Source organism: Pantoea sp. XAF26B01_ASV70 (genome assembly GCF_054512635.1).
Map to the genome: position 1 here is coordinate 1,822,764 of NZ_CM137251.1, position 17,415 is coordinate 1,840,178.

The window sequence follows — 17,415 nt, forward strand, 5'->3', positions numbered from 1 at the left end:
CTGTGCGGGGTGCCTTCGTCACGCCCTGCGGCCGACGGACCGTCCGGACTCGCCATCCCTGACTCGTGCCGTCCTTTCGCCGACGTCCTGTCGGCTCATCCTGGCCTCCGGTTGTTCCTCAGCGCTGCGGACGCCTCTGGCAAACCCCTGCCGGTGATTTCTTTGTGTTTTCTTCAGTGCAGAGTTGTCTGGTGATCCGAAAGCCAGTCTCAATTCCGGAAGCTTACCGCAACACTCTTAGTGACCTGAAAATGAGATAACAGCGGGTAGGGTTGAATGCCATTCTATGTGCTGAGCTGAAAGTCAGAGGCAATCCCAAAAAACCACAGCGAAAAAGCACTCAACATAAAAAGCAGAGATAACAGCGGGTGGGTTGAATAACATTCGGTCTGCTGAGCAAAAATTCAGAGGAAATCCCAAAAAATTACAGCGATAAAGCACTCAACATAAAAAGCAGAGATAACAGCGGGTGGGTGGAATGCCATTCTGTGTGCTGAGCCGAAAGTTAGAGGCAATCCCAAACTCACAGCGACAGCGAACCCAACATAAAAAGAAAAGATAACAGCGAGGGGGTGGGGAGGCCGTCAGAACCGCTGAGCGGATGAGGGATTTCAGGACGAGCGACAGGGATGTCGCGAAGAGGCGGGTTCGCGCCATGGATGGCGCGTCCCGCTGGTCCGTGAGAAATCCTGAAGTAGCGAAGGAACCGCGAAGCGGCGGTGAAGCAGGCCGGAGCCCGGGGTCAAGGGGGCGCGGCGACTGGCGCCCCCTTGTCGGTCGCCTGCAGAGGCGAATCTGAAACTGCCTGGCTTACCAGGCGAACGAAAACTTCTCATAGCCCGTTCGCGCAGCGAACCATCCCAGCTTCAGCACCGCACCTCAGCCCGTTCGCGCAGCGAACAATCTCGCGAACGCCCCTTACCCTATGGTCATCAGGCTCGCATTACCGCCTGCCGCAGCGGTATTCACACTCAGCGAACGCTCAATCAGCAGACGCTCCAGCAGCAGATTGGTCTCGCCGCGGGCAAAGCCCTGCACCGACACAATCGCACCTTCACGTGCGGCAATCTGTTCACACAGGGTACGCAACTGATCGGCATCGCCGTGATAGATCACCGCATCAAACTCTGCCGCTAACGGGTCACGCGCCAGCGTGATGCGCGCTTTCACTGCGTCCGGCAGCGAGGCCAGCAGGGCGCGATGCAGCTCATCATCCTGCCACAATGCTTTACTGCCGACGCTGGTCACCGCGGCCAGCTGGATTAACGCATCCTGCTCGTTATCAGCCAGACAGAGCACCTGATCACGCGGCAACAGTGAGAAGGTATTGCGCTCGCCTGTCGGGCCAGGCAGCAGACGGACCACGCCCGCCTGGGCCAGATCGCCATAGTGCTGGCAGAGTTCAGCCAGTTCAGGCTTATCCTTAGCCCAGTTGCTGAGCGCCAGATGCGGTGCCAGCAGTGACTGACGCAGCGAGCTGTCCGCCGGGCGTTCTGCATCCTGACGATCAAAAGTCAGACGCAGCGCACTATCCGGACGATGCGCCAGCAAGCGGTAAAGATAGAGCGGACCGCCCGCTTTCGGACCGGTACCGGATAAGCCCTCGCCACCAAACGGCTGTACGCCGACCACCGCGCCCACCATATTGCGGTTGACGTAGAGATTGCCCACTCGGGCGTTCGCCGTGACCTGTGCAATCGTTTCGTCGATGCGGGTATGTACGCCCAGCGTCAGGCCATAGCCGGATGCATTGATCTGCTCAACCAGCTGCGGCAGGTTATTACGGGTGAAACGCACCACGTGCAGCACCGGGCCAAAAATCTCTTTATCGAGATCGCTGACCTGACCCAGCTCAATCAGTGTCGGTTTAACAAAGGTACCGCTATTCCACTCTTTACTGTCCTGCGGGTTATCCTGCACCGCCTGATAGACCGTGAAGCCTTTATTACGCATCGCCTGAATATGGCGATCGATATTGGCTTTCGCTTCGGCATCAATGACCGGGCCGATGTCGGTCGAAAAGCGTTCCGGATTGCCCATGCGGCACTCGGCCATCGCGCCGCGCAGCATCTTCAGGGTATGGTCGGCGACATCTTCCTGAATGCAGAGCAGACGCAGGGCAGAACAGCGCTGTCCGGCACTGTCGAAGGCAGAGGCGACGATATCGATCACCACCTGCTCAGTCAGCGCGGAAGAGTCGACGATCATCGCATTCATCCCGCCGGTCTCAGCAATCAACGGCACAGGACGACCGTGCTGGTCAAGGCGACCCGCCAGATTACGCTGCAGCAGTGTCGCCACCGCAGTTGAACCGGTAAACATCACGCCACGTACCCGAACGTCACCGGTCAACTGTGCACCAACGGTTTCACCCTGGCCAGGCAGCAGTTGCAGCACGCCTGGCGGCACACCCGCATCCAGCAGGATCTGAACCGCCTGTGCGGCAATCAGCGGTGTCTGCTCGGCCGGTTTGGCCAGCACGCTGTTGCCCGCTGCCAGTGCAGCCGCAATCTGACCGGTAAAGATCGCCAGCGGGAAGTTCCATGGACTGATGCAGACCACCGGGCCCAGCGGACGATGGGTTTCGTTGTCGAAATCGTCACGCACCATTCCGGCGTAGTAATAGAGGAAATCAACCGCTTCGCGCACTTCCGCGATGGCGTTGTTGTAGGTTTTGCCCGCTTCACGCACCAGGATGCCAAGCAGCTGCTGCATCTGGCCTTCCATGATCTGTGCGGCGCGTTCCAGAATGGCGGCACGCTCCTGCGGTGGTGTGGCAAACCAGATTGGCCCGCTGTTCACCGCGGCATCCAGCGCCACAGAAACTTCCTGCTCTGTGGCTTCACGGACCTGACCTACACGGTCGCCAGGCGCTGCCGGGTTCAGAATGTCGCGCAACTCGCCGGCACCCGCTTCACCGTCGATCATCGGCTCGGCAAGGCAGGGCTGTGCGGCGCTGCTCAGCAGGGCGCTGGAGAGTGAGGCAAGACGGTGTTCGTTGGCCATATCCAGACCCGCAGAGTTGACGCGGTTATCGCCATACAGATCGCGCGGCAGGGGGATTTTCGGATGCGGCAGACCAATGGCACCTTCGCTGGCACCCAGCTTCTCCACCGCGCTCACCGGATCGGCCACCAGTTCATCAATCGGCAGCGAGGTGTCAGCAATGCGGTTAACAAAGGAGGTGTTGGCCCCGTTTTCTAACAGGCGGCGCACCAGATAGGCCAGCAGGGTTTCATGGGTACCGACCGGCGCATAGATACGGCAGGGGCGGTTAAGTTTGCCGTCCGCCACTTTGCCGACCACCTGCTCATACAGCGGTTCGCCCATGCCGTGCAGGCACTGGAACTCATACTGACCGGGATAGTAGTTGTTGCCCGCCAGCTGATAAATCGCCGCCAGGGTGTGGGCATTATGGGTAGCGAATTGCGGATAGATCAGGCTTGGCACGGCCAGCAGTTTGCGGGCACAGGCCAGATAAGAGATATCGGTGTAAACCTTGCGGGTGTAGACAGGATAGCCTTCAAGGCCTTCCATCTGGGCGCGTTTGATTTCGCTGTCCCAGTACGCGCCTTTCACCAGACGAATCATCAGGCGACGGCGGCTGCGCTGCGCCAGATCGATCAGCTCATCAATCACAAACGGACAGCGTTTCATGTAGGCCTGAATCACAAAACCGATGCCGTTCCAGCCTTCCAGCTCTGGCTCGAAACAGAGTTTCTCCAGCATATCCAGCGACAGTTCCAGCCGGTCCGCCTCTTCTGCATCGATGTTGATGCCGATGTCATAGGAGCGGGCCAGCAGCGTCAGCGATTTCAGAATAGGGTAGAGCTCTTCCATCACGCGCTCATACTGCGCGCGGCTGTAGCGGGGATGCAGTGCTGAGAGCTTGATAGAGATGCCGGGACCTTCATAGATGCCACGACCATTCGACGCTTTACCAATGGCATGGATCGCCTGCTGATAAGAGAGCAGATAGGCTTTGGCATCGCCTGCCGTCAGGGCCGCTTCGCCCAGCATGTCATAGGAGTAGCGGAAGCCTTTCTCTTCCAGCTTGCGGGCGTTAGCCAGCGCTTCGGCAATGGTTTCACCGGTGACGAACTGCTCGCCCATCAGACGCATCGCCATATCCACGCCTTTGCGGATCAGCGGTTCGCCACCCTTACCGATAATGCGGTTAAGCGAGCTTGAGAGATTCGACTCGTTGTGGGTCGAGACCAGGCGGCCGGTGAACAGCAGGCCCCAGGTCGCCGCGTTGACAAACAGTGACGGGCTGCGTCCCAGATGTGACTGCCAGTTGCCGTTGCTGATCTTGTCGCGGATCAGCGCATCGCGCGTTGGCTTGTCGGGAATACGCAGTAGCGCTTCAGCCAGACACATCAGCGCCACACCTTCATGGGAGGAGAGTGAGAACTCCTGCAGCAGGCTCTGCACCATGCCCGCGCGTCCGGTTGCCCCTTTCTGGTGCCGCAGCTTGTCGGCAAGCTGGTAAGCCAGCTGATGGGTTTTCTCTGCCAGCGCCGCCGGTAAACGTGCCTGTTCCAGCATCATTGGCACCGCATCAGTCTCCGGACGACGCCATGCGGCGGTCACCGCTGAACGGGTCACTGACTGAGGTAAAATCTGCTCTGCGAAATCAAGGAACGGCTGGTGCGTCTCCTCTGGCTGGGTGTCGTCGGACTCTGCGGCCGCCTGAGCAGAAAGCGGGATCTCCGGCACGGTATCGCCGGTTTCCAGCTGGCCCAGGTAGTTAAAGATCGCTTGTTTAATCAGCCAGTGTGGCGTGCGATCGATGCGCTGCGCAGCCAGTTTGATGCGCTCGCGTGTCGCGTCATCCAGTTTTACACCCATGGTGGTTGTAGCCATGACTCCAGAGCTCCTTGATAATGGTTCGATACGGCGTTGGCTGCACTATCACTTAAGTTGCAACTTTGTGCAACCGTGTTAAATGTGAGCCAGTTAACACCCTTTTAACGTCGACGATTGTTAAATCCCGCAATGCGGCACGGATATTGCTGCAAGATCCTCGCCAGGCTGGCAGACCCGATGAAAAGCGGGTTTCAGACAGGTAATACGACGGTGCAACCGGATAACTGTGAGCGAGTGCAACCTATGAGCACGTTTTCACAAACGGTTAGTGAAATCACTGTAACGCCTGTGTTAAATCCATTGTGCGCACAACGCCTTTCCGGCAGGATACCGCGCCGCTGGGAAATGAGTGACGCCCTGACGAAGAAAATCGGCCCGCTTTGCCCCGTTCCGGCAGACGGGTAGCTGGCGATTTCTCTGGGATATCAAATAATAAGTGGAGAGACAGATGAGTGTAAGTACACCAATGCTGGTGACCTTTTTGGTTTATATTCTTGGGATGGTATTAATCGGGTTTGTGGCTTATCGCTCAACCAAAAACTTTGATGATTACATCCTCGGTGGCCGCAGTCTGGGTAGCGTGGTCACGGCACTCTCTGCCGGTGCATCCGATATGAGCGGCTGGCTGCTGATGGGCTTACCGGGTGCGATCTTCATCTCCGGTATCTCTGAAAGCTGGATTGCGATTGGCCTGACGATCGGTGCCTGGCTGAACTGGAAAATCGTGGCCGGTCGCCTGCGGGTTCAGACTGAACATCACAACAACGCCCTGACGCTGCCGGACTTCTTTACCAGCCGCTTTGAGGACCACAGTAAAATCCTGCGCGTGATCTCCGCCATTGTGATCCTGGTGTTCTTCACCATCTATTGCGCCTCAGGCGTGGTAGCCGGTGCGCGTCTGTTTGAAAGCACCTTTGGTATGAGTTACCAGACCGCTCTGTGGGCGGGTGCAGCGGCGACCATTCTCTATACGCTGGTGGGCGGTTTCCTGGCGGTGAGCTGGACTGATACCGTTCAGGCGAGCCTGATGATTTTTGCGCTGATCCTGACGCCGGTGTTTGTGATTATCGCGGTCGGCGGCTGGTCTGATTCGCTGGCGGTGATTGAAGCGAAGAGCCTGGAAAACCTCGACATGCTGAAGGGACTGAACTTCGTCGCGGTGATCTCCCTGCTCGGCTGGGGCCTGGGCTACTTCGGGCAGCCCCATATTCTGGCGCGCTTTATGGCGGCGGATTCGCATCGTTCAATCCGTACCGCTCGCCGTATCGGTATGACCTGGATGGTGCTCTGTCTGGCCGGTGCCGTGGCGGTGGGCTTCTTCGGTATTGCCTACTTCCAGAACAACCCGACGCTGGCGGTTGGCGTTAACGCCAATGCGGAGCGGGTCTTTATCGAGCTGGCGCGTATCCTGTTCAACCCGTGGATTGCCGGTATTCTGCTGTCAGCGATCCTGGCAGCCGTGATGTCAACGCTGAGCTGTCAGCTGCTGGTCTGCTCCAGCGCCCTGACCGAAGATCTCTACAAAGGCTTACTGCGTAAAAATGCCAGCCAGAAAGAGCTGGTATGGGTAGGGCGTCTGATGGTGCTGCTGGTGGCGCTGATTGCGATCGCGCTGGCGGCTAACCCGGAAAACCGCGTGCTGGGCCTGGTGAGCTACGCCTGGGCGGGCTTCGGTGCGGCGTTTGGTCCGGTAGTACTGTTTGGTGTCTGCTGGAAGCGGATGAACCGCAACGGTGCGCTGGCGGGCATGATCGTCGGTGCGCTGACCGTGCTGGTGTGGAAACAGTATGGCTGGCTGGGACTGTATGAAATCATCCCGGGCTTCATTTTCGCCAGCATCGCCATTGTAGTGTTCACGCTGATGGGCCGTGAGCCATCAGCAGAAGCGCAGCAGCGCTTTGCCGCTGCAGAGGCGGAGTTCCAGACAAAATAAGCGAGGCGTTAATCGCCTGGCCCGTCCCGAAAGGGGCGGGCTTTTTTGTTACAAAGATAAACCACTCAAAGATGAAATTATCTCCACCGGCAACTTGTTTTTTTCTCAGCGATAATGATAATCGGTATCGTTTACACTTTACCTTATTTTACTGTTTATTGACGCTGCTTAACATTCAAGAGGTTGGCGATGTTTGTTCCTTTTCTCATCATGCTGCGCGAAGGGCTTGAAGCCGCGCTGATAGTCAGCCTGATAGCCAGCTATCTCAAACGCACCCAGCGCACCCAATGGTTTCCCGCGATGTGGGCTGGCGTGTTTATTGCCGCCGGGCTCTGTCTGGGCCTGGGTATTTTCATCAATGCCACCACCGGTGAGTTTCCGCAGAAAGAGCAGGAGCTGTTTGAAGGCATCGTGGCGCTGATTGCGGTGGTGATCCTCACCTCAATGGTTTTCTGGATGCGCAAAGTCGCCCGCAACATCAGGGTCGAGCTTGAACAGGCGGTCGATCAGGCGCTGCAACGCTCAGGTCGTGGCGGTCTGGCGCTGGTGCTGATGGTGTTTCTTGCCGTGGCGCGCGAAGGGCTGGAGTCGGTGTTCTTCCTGCTGGCGGCGTTTACCCAGGATGTCGGTTATGCGCCGCCGATTGGCGCGGTGCTGGGTCTGGCAACCGCGGTCGTGCTGGGCATGCTGCTCTACTGGGGCGGTATCCGTCTTAACATGGCCCATTTCTTCCGCTGGACCAGCGTATTCATCCTGTTTGTCGCCGCGGGTCTGGCAGCGGGCGCCATCCGCGCCTTCCACGAAGCGGGTTTATGGAATCGCTTTCAGGATGTCGCCTTCGATCTCAGCAATACCTTATCGACCCATTCGCTGTTCGGCACCCTGCTGGAAGGGGTGCTGGGTTATCAGGAGACCCCAAGCGTCAGTGAAGTGACCGTTTACTTCGCCTACCTGATCCCGGCGCTGATCCTGTTCTTTATGCCTGCGCGTTCTGCTGCGTCGGCCACTGTGTAATTTGACATTTAACGGGCGCATCTTACGCCTGCAACATGATAGGGAAAGAGAGATGACAATGCGTTTCCGCCGCAAGGCACTGCTGCTTCCTCTGCTGGCGATCTCCGCAACGGCGGCCGCGGCGGTTCCTCAGGTTACCGTAAGCGTCACCGACAAGCAGTGCGAGCCGATGAACTTAACGGTCAAGGCCGGTAAGACCCAGTTCCTGATTAAAAACAACAGCCAGAAAGCGCTGGAGTGGGAGATCCTCAAAGGCGTGATGGTGGTTGAAGAGCGTGAGAATATCGCGCCGGGCTTCAGTCAGAAACTGACCGCCAATCTGGAGGCGGGCGAATATGAGATGACCTGTGGGCTGCTGAGCAATCCAAAAGGCAAGCTGATCGTGCAGGCCGGTGAGGGCGCGGCGAAAAGTGGCACCTCAGCACGTATGCAGCTGGAAGGCCCGATCACCGAATACAAAGCCTATGTGACCGACCAGGTGAACCAGCTGGTGAGCAACACCCAGGCCTTTACTGACGCCGTTAAAGCGGGTGATGTTGAAAAAGCCAAAGCGCTGTTTGCTCCGACCCGTCAGTATTATGAGCGCATTGAGCCGATTGCTGAGCTCTTCTCCGATCTCGACGGCAGCATTGACGCCCGTGAAGATGACTATGAGAAAAAAGCGGCCGATCCTAAGTTCACCGGTTTCCACCGTCTGGAGAAAGCGCTGTTTGCTGATAACAGCACGAAAGGCATGGCGGACTACGCTGAGCAGCTGAATAAAGATGTGAAAGATTTGCAGGTGCGCATCAGCGAACTGGCCTTCCCGCCAGCCAAAGTGGTCGGCGGCGCAGCCGGCCTGATTGAAGAGGTCGCTTCCAACAAAATTTCCGGTGAAGAAGATCGCTACAGCCGGACTGACCTGTGGGACTTCCAGGCGAATATTGATGGCGCGCAGAAAATTGTCGATCTGCTGCGACCAATGGTAAGCAAAGCCAATCCGCAGTTGCTGGCCAAGGTTGACGCCAACTTCAAAAAAGTGGATGCGATCCTGAGTAAGTACCGCACCCAAACCGGTTTTGAATCCTATGAGAAACTGACCAGCGCCGACCGTAACGCGCTGAAAGGACCGATCACCGCACTGGCGGAAGATCTTTCATTACTTCGTGGCACCCTGGGTCTGGATTAATCATGAGTCGCAAGGAAGATGACGCGCAGCCTGCGCGTCGTCGGTTACTAAAAGGGCTGGGGCTGCTGGGTGGCGCGGCAGCGCTGGGCGGCGGCTGTCCGTTCCATGCAGCCGCCGCCGACAGCTTTTCGCCGGGGACGGTTACGCCGCAGGCCCGACAGCAGATGCAGCCGTTTTATGGTCAGCATCAGGCAGGTATCACGACGCCACAGCAGGCATCGATGATGCTGGTGGCGTTTGATCTGCTCAGCAGCGATAGAACGGAGCTGGTGCGTCTGTTCCGGTTGCTGACCCAGCGTATTGCCTTTCTGACCACGGGCGGTCCGGCACCGGTAGTCACCAATCCGCGGTTGCCGCCAATGGATTCCGGCATTCTTGGGGCGACTATCGCGCCTGATAATCTGACGATTACCGTGTCGGTCGGCAATTCACTGTTTGATGAACGCTTTGGTCTGGCGCCGCACAAACCGAAAAAATTGCAGCCGATGACTCGCTTTCCCAATGATTCGCTGGATGCCAGTCAGTGTCATGGCGATCTGCTGTTGCAGCTCTGTGCCAACACTCAGGATACGGTGATTCATGCCCTGCGGGATATCATCAAGCATACGCCTGACCTGCTTGGCGTACGCTGGCGGCGCGAAGGCTTTATCTCCGATCACGCCGCGCGCAGTCAGGGGCAGGAGACCCCGATCAATCTGCTGGGTTTCAAAGATGGCACCGCCAATCCGGATACCCACAACCCTGCTCTGATGAATCAGCTGCTGTGGGTGACCGACGATCAGGACGAACCGGTCTGGGCGCGCAATGGCAGCTATCAGGCTGTACGGTTAATCCGCTTTCACGTCGAAATGTGGGATCGCACGCCGCTGGGCGAGCAACAGACTATCTTTGGTCGCGAGAAATTAAGTGGCGCGCCGCTGGGGATGCAGCATGAGCGCGACGTTCCGGATTACGCCCGTGATCCGGACGGCGAAGTGATTGCGCTGGATGCGCACATTCGTCTTGCCAATCCCCGCACGCCAGAGACGGCAAGCAGCCTGATGCTGCGGCGCGGCTACAGTTACTCCGCAGGTATCTCTGCATCGGGACAGCTGGAGATGGGGTTACTATTCGTCTGCTATCAGCACGATCTGGAACGCGGCTTTCTCACGGTGCAGCGGCGCCTGAACGGCGAAGCGCTGGAAGAATATATCCGGCCTTTTGGTGGCGGTTACTTTTTTGTTTTGCCCGGTGTACCAGACGCCAGCCATTATTTAGCGCAGTCGTTGCTGGAAGCCTGATTAAAATTCAACCACTGTGGGCGTACCTGTTCTGGTCGCCCACGTTTTACGGTTTTCGTGCTTTGCTGACTGAGGTTAAACTGAGTTTTAGCGGTTGTCTGGCATATATAAAATAAGCTAATACACTGTAATTAAAAGATTTTACATTTTGCCTTAAAAGAAATACATACACGTGATTAGCAATTCTTTTGCCAGCAGGTAAAATTACTATTGCAAAGGCCCAACAAAATGGTGCACTTTATTAAACAGGCGTAATCGGATGTGTTGATGTATCACACTGGAGTTCGCGCATGGGTCGAGTCTTTAATGGAAAGTCACTGTCAGTAAATAGATTGCGCCTGACCGCGAGGGCAATTCTGCCTCGTTATTTCTTCCTTCCTTCAACCATCTCTTTTGTCTTATCGCATCCTGTTTTATCCGGTGTTCAGCTACGCTATTGCGCTGCTGCATACCCACTATCCTGTCCTGTCATGGCTCAAAAGGAAGCCAACTGAAACCTCTAAAGCGTTCACGTTATCGCAACGGGCCACCGGCCTGACGCAGGAAATGAAACCAACTGAAAGGTGCCACTATGGGAAGACAGAAAGCAGTGATCAAAGCGCGTCGTGAAGCAAGAAGAGTGCTTCGTAGTGACTCAAGAAGTCATCGTCAGCGTGAAGAAGAGTCGGTCACTTCGCTGGTGCATATGAGTGGACTGGATGCCATTGGCATGGCGCGCGATACGCGTGACCGGTTGCCGATTGAAGCCCGTAATGAAGCTCAGGCGCACTATCTTAACGCCATAGAGAGAAAACAGCTGATCTTCGCAACCGGTGAAGCCGGGTGCGGTAAAACCTGGATCAGTGCCGCAAAAGCGGCTGAGGCCCTGATTAATAAGGATATCGACAGGATTATCGTTACGCGCCCGGTACTGCAGGCAGATGAGGATCTGGGATTCCTTCCCGGCGATATTTCTGAGAAATTCGCGCCTTATTTCCGCCCGGTTTATGACATTCTGGTTAAACGTCTTGGCGCATCCTTTATGCAATATTGTCTGCGTCCGGAAATTGCCAAGGTAGAGATTGCACCGTTCGCCTATATGCGTGGTCGCACTTTCGAAAATGCTGTGGTAATTCTGGACGAGGCGCAGAACGTCACCGCCGCGCAGATGAAAATGTTCCTGACCCGACTGGGCGAAAACGTCACGGTCATTGTTAACGGCGATATTACCCAGTGCGACTTGCCCGCTGGGGTGCCTTCCGGTCTCGCAGACGCGCTGGCGCGTTTCGAAGAGGACGAGATGGTTGGCATTGTACGCTTCGGCAAAGAAGATTGTGTGCGTTCTGCGTTGTGTCAGCGCACCCTGCACGCGTATAGCTAGCGTTTGATTGAGTAGAAGTGTAGCGCCCAAACCCGGCTCCGGCCGGGTTTTCTTATTGTGGGGCAGGGGCTGCGCACGTGGTCGTTCCCCGGCGGGAGTTATCACGCTCTCTCAGAGTGAAATATGCAAAAAAAAGAGCCTGAACAAAAGTTCAGGCTCTTCTTTGAAGATGGCGGTGAGAGAGGGGTTCGAACCCTCGATACGTTGCCGTATACACACTTTCCAGGCGTGCTCCTTCAGCCACTCGGACACCTCACCAGATTTACTTCGCTGACCGCGATGGGTCAACGGGGCGGTACTATAGGGAGTCGGTTGAAAACGGTCAAGCACTATTTTTCTCTTTTGATCTATTCGCTTAAGCTCTGAACGAATCGATTTACTGCGGCATAAAACCCGCCGTTTTACCGGCCACATCCCGCCATCCTGATGAGCCCGGTCAGGTGAGTTTTATGGCAGCAAATAAACCGGGGCGGCGTTCTCACCCTCGTTACTGGTCAGACGCTGCCCCGACTGATGCCGGAATCAGCTCTTTACTTTGTTAGCGAAACTTTTACGCAGCTTCTGCAATTTCGGTGGAATGACCGCCATGCAGTAGCCGTTGCGCTGGCCCGCGCCTTCCCAGTAATCCTGATGATAAGCTTCAGCGGGATACCACTCTTTCAGCGGCTCAATGGTGGTCACCACCGGCACATCATGGTCAGCCTGAGCGCGGGCAATGGCGGCGCGTGCCTCCGCTTCCTGCTCTGCATTGGCCGGGAAAATGGCGGAACGATACTGGGTGCCAATATCATTACCCTGACGGTTAAGCTGGGTCGGATCATGCGTCACAAAGCTGATATCCAGCAGATCGCCAAAGCTGACTTTATCCGGGTCGAAGCCAATGCGGATCGCTTCCGCATGACCGGTCGCACCGCTGCAGACCTGCTCATAAGTCGGATTCGGCCGGGCACCGCCGGTATAACCGCTTTCTACCGACTCTACGCCGATCACATCCTTAAATACCGCTTCGGTACACCAGAAACAGCCGCCAGCGATAACTGCGTATTCGATTGCCATAATAATTTACTCCTGTCAGGTCGAAAGAGGTGAATGGGGGCGCGGAAGAGCGCTTTCAACTAGATCAGCATCTCCGGTTTAAAATCGCCGCTCTTATCCAGTATTTTGTCGCTCATCACGCTGAACCGGCCTTCGCCAGTGTAGTGCAGGGTAGTGGGGTATTCCGGCTGCTCGGCAACGTGCGCTTTAACAATCTCAAAAATAAACAGGTTGTAGTTAGCGACCATCGAATCGTCATAAAGCTGACACTCAAAGCTGGCAAAACATTCGGCAATCATGGGCGCGCCAACCACCTGAGCGGGTTCCGGCGTCAGGCCAAATGCCTCAAACTTATCAATGCTGTCACCGTGGCTGTTGCCGATTGCCACAACTTCATCAATCAGCGAGGCAGAAGGAATGTTCAGCACGCACTGACCGCTGTTGCGGATCAGCTCATGGCTGTGGTTCATACCGGCAATCATGCAGCCGACCAGTGACGGAGAAAACTCCAGCACCGTGTGCCAGCCGAGCGTCATGATGTCATGTTGATCTTTGTACTGCGAACTGAGCAGCAGCACCGGTCCGGGCTCAAGGTATTTGCGGGCTTTGCTGACCGGAAAAGCATATTTGTGCATGCGTTGGCTCATGGCGTAACTCCTGAAACGGAACGTAGCCATTAAGTGTAGAGCACCGGGCGGATGCAGCAGGCGTGTCAGCGGGCAGAAATGCGAGGTTGATGGCGGCGTCTGGCAGCGCAGACATTTTTAGCGGCAGTGTCGCGAGCTTAAGGTTTCCTTAATATGCAATCGCGATACTGCCTGCTTTAACTGAGGATGATGCTATGAAAACTGCTCCTGTTGCCCTGTCTGTGACTGCTCCGCGTCCGATGAGTGAATATGCTGCACTGCTGATTGCCGCAGCTACGGTCGTTCTGTTCCTCTCCGCCTGGTTCAGCGCTTAAAACTTCACCACGGCACGACAACCGCTTCGGTCGCGGCGGTTCTCTAAGAAAAACTGAAACCGGTGTAACTGGACGATGCGGCTGACGATGCTCAGCCCGAGTCCGATACCGCCGTAGCGACTGTCCATCCGGATAAACGCTTTACTCAGCTCGCCACTTTTACTCTCATCAATTCCCGGGCCCTGATCTTCCACCACCAGCATCGGCTGAGGAGTTAACACCAGCTGCACACTGATGGTGCTGTTATCCGGGCTGTAGCGATGGGCGTTCTCGACCAGGTTACGCAGCAACATCTTCAGCAGCGTGGCATCACCACGCACAAACTGCTCCTGCGGCAGATCGAGCACCAGCGTCTGCTGATGCGCCTCCAGCATAATACTCAGCTCTGCCTCCATTGGCAGGATCACATCTTCAATCAGCCCCACGTTCTGATAGGTGCCAGAGGTAAAGGACTGTCCGGCGCGCGCCAGATTCAGCAGCTGCGACACGCTGTGCGTCATCTGATCCAGGCGCTGCACCAGCGGCTGAACTTTGACATCGCTGTTACGTTCGATTAACTCCAGATGCAGCCGCAATCCCGCCAGCGGCGTGCGCAGCTCATGTGCCACGTCGGCGGTGAACAGCCGTTCGCGCTCCAGACTGCTGTTCAGACGCGCGACCAGCTGGTTTATCGCCTGCGTCACCGCATCGATCTCCTGAACCTGACTGTGGCAGGCGACGGGATCAAGATTCTCTTCGCTGCGACTCTCCAGTTCACGCTGCAGCTGATAAAGCGGCCGGGTAATCCACTTCACCGCCTGATAGCAGAGCAGCAGCGTCAGGGTAATCATCACCAGACTTGGCACCGCCAGGCTGGCTACCGCTTCATGCACTTCACGCTTAACGTGACTGTCCATGTTGCGCTTCTGCAGCTGCGCTTCCACCAGAAACTGAATCTGCTCTTTGCTCTCATGCCATAGCCAGACCACGCTGATCACCTGGAAAACCAGCAGGATCAGACCGATGGTCAGGATGAGACGAAAGCGCATACTGCGATGATCGAAACGTCTTATCATGTTGCCTCACGAACGCCATCCTGCGTCACCAGCGCATAGCCAAAACCGCGCACGGTGCGGATAGCGCTTTTGCCGATTTTGTCGCGCAGATTATGGATATGCACTTCCAGGGTATTAGTAGAAGGCTCGGTCTCCCAGTTATAGATATCCTGGTAGAGAATCTCACGGTGAACCGGATTCCCGGCCTTGAGCATCAGCCGTGACAGAATCGCAAACTCTTTGGGTGTCAGATCCAGCAGTACGTCGCTGAGCGTAATCTGGCGATGGGTCATATCCAGCGCCAGCGCACCCACTCTGACATGACTGTCGCCCTGATTGACGTGGCGGCGGATCAGGGCGCGGATCCGCGCCAGCAACTCATCAAGCGAGAACGGTTTGATCAGATAGTCGTCCGCGCCTGCGTCGAGTCCGGCAATGCGTTCGCTGATGGTGTCGCGTGCGGTCAGGATCAGCACCGGCGTCATCTTCTTCTGCCGCCGCAGTCGTATCAGAAAATGCAGTCCATCTTCATCCGGCAGGCCAAGATCCAGCACCACCAGGCTATACAGGCCGCTGGCGAAATGCGCTTCAGCATCCCGCACCCGCGTAACGCCATCACAGACATAGCCTTCCCCTTCCAGCGCCAGCATCAGACCCTGCAGCAGCAGGGCATCATCTTCAACAATCAGTATCTTCATTAAGGTTGGCTCCGACACGACGTCAAAATATCATCCGCAGGCACATATTCGTGGGTCGCGGTGCCGGTTAATCCCAGCATGGTTGAAAACAGATTATCCTGTGAAAAATCGTCTGTCGCCGCCAGTTTATTCAGACAGCCGCGATTAACCGCATAACGTTTCTGATAATCATCGGAGAGCCAGATCAGCAACGGCACATGTTTCTGGGTGTCCGGCGCGATAGCATAGGGCAGGCCATGCAGGTAAGCACCATTTTCACCCAGGGATTCGCCGTGGTCAGACAGATAGACCAGGCTGGTGGTGAAGCGGTCCTGATGTGCACGCAGTACGTTAATGGCTTTATCGACGATGTGATCCACATTGACCAGCGTATTGTCATAGGTGTTGATCAACTGTTGTTGCGAACAGTCCTGAATCTGGTTGGTGTCGCAGGTCGGTTCAAACTGACGAAACTGTGGCGGATAGCGATGGCTGTAAGTCGGGCCATGACTGCCAATGGTGTGCAGCACAATCACCGCGTTGCCTTTTAACTGACCGATGTACTCATCCAGACCGTGGAAAAGCACGTCGTCGTAACACTCACCATCAATACACATGCCGGGCAGGTTCAGGCTGGTCATGTCCTGATGCGGAACGCGATCGCAGGCCCCTTTACAGCCCCCATCGTTCTCATTCCACAACACGCTGATCCCGGCGCGCTGAATAATATCCAGCAATCCCTCCTGATGGGCGGCCAGCACATCATCATAGTGGGCGCGCGGCATGTTGGAGAACATGCAGGGCACGGAAACCGCCGTCGCCGTTCCGCACGAGGTGGTGTGCGGGAAATAGATCACATCATCTTTCGCCAGCAAGGGATTGGTCAGACGACCGTAACCGCCCAGCGAGAAATTTTGCGCACGCGAGGTTTCGCCCAGCACCAGAATCGTCAGATTCGGTTTGCCACTGCTGCGGCTGGGCTGCAGGTGCGCATCTTCACCGATACGCATCAGCGGCGCGTTCTGTAACTGCTCATGCTTATACCAGGAGAGCGTCGCCGCGATGCTGTTAGAGGGGCTCAGCGCTTTTACCAGCTCGCGGTTGTTACGGAACAGCGAAGCGTAATCTTTATAGAAGAGCAGGGCGATCAGCACAATCAGCGCCGCTGACAGCAATACGCTTAGCAGTCGCGACAGCACGCCACGCCACTGCTGTTTTTTGATTCGCGGCCAGAACAGCAGCAACGTCATCAGCACGCCCGAGGTGAGCAGGGTTACAAGCAGCTGTGGCGTAATCAGCGCAAAAGATTCCGAGGCGGTGGTATCCATCATGTTGGTGATCATCGAGCGATCGACCACGATGTTATAGGTGTGAATAAAGAACTGTGCCGAGGCGGAGAGCAGAATAAACAGCGCGGCCAGCAGCCGATCCAGCCAGATAAATGAGGCCAGCGTAATCACGATATTGATCACGCTAAAGGCGACCAGCGGCATCGATAAAAAGACCAGCGTGGTGTGCAGGTCGTTCAGCGGCATCACCGCCAGCACCTGACGGTAATAGGCAACGTTAAGTAAAACCGCGATGTAAACCGCAGCCAGAATCAGCAACGTAAGGCGGCTAATCAGCGGCCTCTTCAGGGTAAACGCCATGTGAGCAGGAACCAGAGTAATAAAAGTGTCACGAGAATGCGCTTTCAATATTAGGAATACCTTAAGAGCCTTAAGCTTTCGGGGAGCCGACTCTGCCGGGTGCGATACGTGCGTGACTCCAGTCAGCAGCGGATCGTGTCTGGCCTGATCATCGGAAGCGAAGCAGAATTGAATGGTGCTTTTATGCTGACTTAACCGCAGCGGCTGGCATGAAACCTGCATCTTTCTGGCATAACCCCTGTTAATGACTACACTTACTGTGAAGATGTTCTCAGTTAGCCAGTATTGTCAGCAATGCGCTTGCAAGTTTGAGGAGAGTGACCTATCCCGTTACCGCGTTTTATCCCTCAATCACCGCTTTATCAGAATTTCCCGCTTGCTGACCTGACTGCGTCAGGACATTCTTGTTTTAACTCAATGTTTTATTAAAATTCG

At 56.0% G+C, this 17,415-nt stretch carries 11 protein-coding genes and 1 tRNA gene; 5 read left to right on the forward strand and 7 right to left on the reverse strand.

The features are described 5' to 3' along the window. Positions 1–918: 918 nt before the first annotated feature. Positions 919–4,866 carry a trifunctional transcriptional regulator/proline dehydrogenase/L-glutamate gamma-semialdehyde dehydrogenase gene (gene putA, locus ACX8ZY_RS08500; RefSeq protein ID WP_425020960.1) on the reverse strand — a complete coding sequence of 1,316 codons (3,948 nt, stop codon included), beginning with the start codon at positions 4,864–4,866 and terminating at the stop codon, positions 919–921. Positions 4,867–5,317: 451 nt separating this feature from the next. Between putA and putP the strand changes: the two genes are divergently transcribed. The 5 genes from putP (at position 5,318) to phoH (ending at position 11,624) form a co-directional block, all read left to right on the forward strand. After that, entirely contained in the window at positions 5,318–6,802 is a 1,485-nt protein-coding gene (putP, locus tag ACX8ZY_RS08505; RefSeq protein WP_033787606.1) for a sodium/proline symporter PutP, read from the forward strand. A gap of 189 nt (positions 6,803–6,991) precedes the next feature. After that, complete coding sequence (gene efeU / locus ACX8ZY_RS08510) at positions 6,992–7,816, forward strand: iron uptake transporter permease EfeU (RefSeq protein ID WP_191916968.1); 825 nt, start codon at positions 6,992–6,994, stop codon at positions 7,814–7,816. Positions 7,817–7,868: 52 nt separating this feature from the next. Next, positions 7,869–8,984 (forward strand): iron uptake system protein EfeO, encoded by a 1,116-nt coding sequence (gene efeO, locus ACX8ZY_RS08515; protein ID WP_425020959.1) that lies wholly within the window; start codon positions 7,869–7,871, stop codon positions 8,982–8,984. 2 nt (positions 8,985–8,986) lie between these two features. Continuing rightward, positions 8,987–10,264, forward strand: a complete 1,278-nt coding sequence (gene efeB, locus ACX8ZY_RS08520) for an iron uptake transporter deferrochelatase/peroxidase subunit (protein ID WP_010670824.1) — start codon at positions 8,987–8,989, stop codon at positions 10,262–10,264. Positions 10,265–10,835: 571 nt separating this feature from the next. Further along, a complete protein-coding gene (phoH, locus tag ACX8ZY_RS08525) occupies positions 10,836–11,624 on the forward strand; it encodes a phosphate starvation-inducible protein PhoH (protein WP_010258505.1) in 789 nt (262 codons plus the stop codon). 170 nt (positions 11,625–11,794) lie between these two features. Here phoH and ACX8ZY_RS08530 read toward each other — a convergent pair. From ACX8ZY_RS08530 to eptA, 6 genes are all read right to left on the reverse strand, one after another. Then, positions 11,795–11,882, reverse strand: a tRNA-Ser gene (locus ACX8ZY_RS08530). A 264-nt stretch (positions 11,883–12,146) separates the two neighbouring features. After that, positions 12,147–12,680, reverse strand: coding sequence for a peptide-methionine (S)-S-oxide reductase MsrA (gene msrA, locus ACX8ZY_RS08535; RefSeq protein ID WP_459260988.1), 534 nt, complete (start codon positions 12,678–12,680; stop codon positions 12,147–12,149). Between the two features lie 59 nt (positions 12,681–12,739). Further along, on the reverse strand, positions 12,740–13,306 hold the full coding sequence (locus ACX8ZY_RS08540) for a flavin reductase family protein (protein WP_022625495.1): 567 nt from the start codon (positions 13,304–13,306) through the stop codon (positions 12,740–12,742). A gap of 310 nt (positions 13,307–13,616) precedes the next feature. Then, positions 13,617–14,675, reverse strand: a complete 1,059-nt coding sequence (gene pmrB / locus ACX8ZY_RS08545) for a two-component system sensor histidine kinase PmrB (protein ID WP_045139876.1) — start codon at positions 14,673–14,675, stop codon at positions 13,617–13,619. Next, a complete protein-coding gene (gene pmrA / locus ACX8ZY_RS08550; RefSeq protein WP_010670822.1) occupies positions 14,672–15,352 on the reverse strand; it encodes a two-component system response regulator PmrA in 681 nt (226 codons plus the stop codon). The genes pmrB and pmrA overlap by 4 nt, the downstream gene beginning before the upstream one ends. Then, positions 15,352–16,980, reverse strand: a complete 1,629-nt coding sequence (gene eptA, locus ACX8ZY_RS08555; protein WP_425020983.1) for a phosphoethanolamine transferase EptA — start codon at positions 16,978–16,980, stop codon at positions 15,352–15,354. The genes pmrA and eptA overlap by 1 nt, the downstream gene beginning before the upstream one ends. Positions 16,981–17,415 lie beyond the last annotated feature (435 nt).

What these genes read in the sequence shown, in the direction of transcription:
- putP (WP_033787606.1), top strand. Translation starts at nt 5,318, where the DNA reads ATGAGTGTAAGTACACCAATGCTGGTGACCTTTTTGGTTTATATTCTT.
- efeO (WP_425020959.1), top strand. Translation starts at nt 7,869, where the DNA reads ATGACAATGCGTTTCCGCCGCAAGGCACTGCTGCTTCCTCTGCTGGCG.
- putA (WP_425020960.1), bottom strand. Translation starts at nt 4,866, where the DNA reads ATGGCTACAACCACCATGGGTGTAAAACTGGATGACGCGACACGCGAG.
- eptA (WP_425020983.1), bottom strand. Translation starts at nt 16,980, where the DNA reads ATGGCGTTTACCCTGAAGAGGCCGCTGATTAGCCGCCTTACGTTGCTG.
- efeB (WP_010670824.1), top strand. Translation starts at nt 8,987, where the DNA reads ATGAGTCGCAAGGAAGATGACGCGCAGCCTGCGCGTCGTCGGTTACTA.
- ACX8ZY_RS08540 (WP_022625495.1), bottom strand. Translation starts at nt 13,306, where the DNA reads ATGAGCCAACGCATGCACAAATATGCTTTTCCGGTCAGCAAAGCCCGC.
- pmrB (WP_045139876.1), bottom strand. Translation starts at nt 14,675, where the DNA reads ATGATAAGACGTTTCGATCATCGCAGTATGCGCTTTCGTCTCATCCTG.
- pmrA (WP_010670822.1), bottom strand. Translation starts at nt 15,352, where the DNA reads ATGAAGATACTGATTGTTGAAGATGATGCCCTGCTGCTGCAGGGTCTG.
- phoH (WP_010258505.1), top strand. Translation starts at nt 10,836, where the DNA reads ATGGGAAGACAGAAAGCAGTGATCAAAGCGCGTCGTGAAGCAAGAAGA.
- efeU (WP_191916968.1), top strand. Translation starts at nt 6,992, where the DNA reads ATGTTTGTTCCTTTTCTCATCATGCTGCGCGAAGGGCTTGAAGCCGCG.
- msrA (WP_459260988.1), bottom strand. Translation starts at nt 12,680, where the DNA reads ATGGCAATCGAATACGCAGTTATCGCTGGCGGCTGTTTCTGGTGTACC.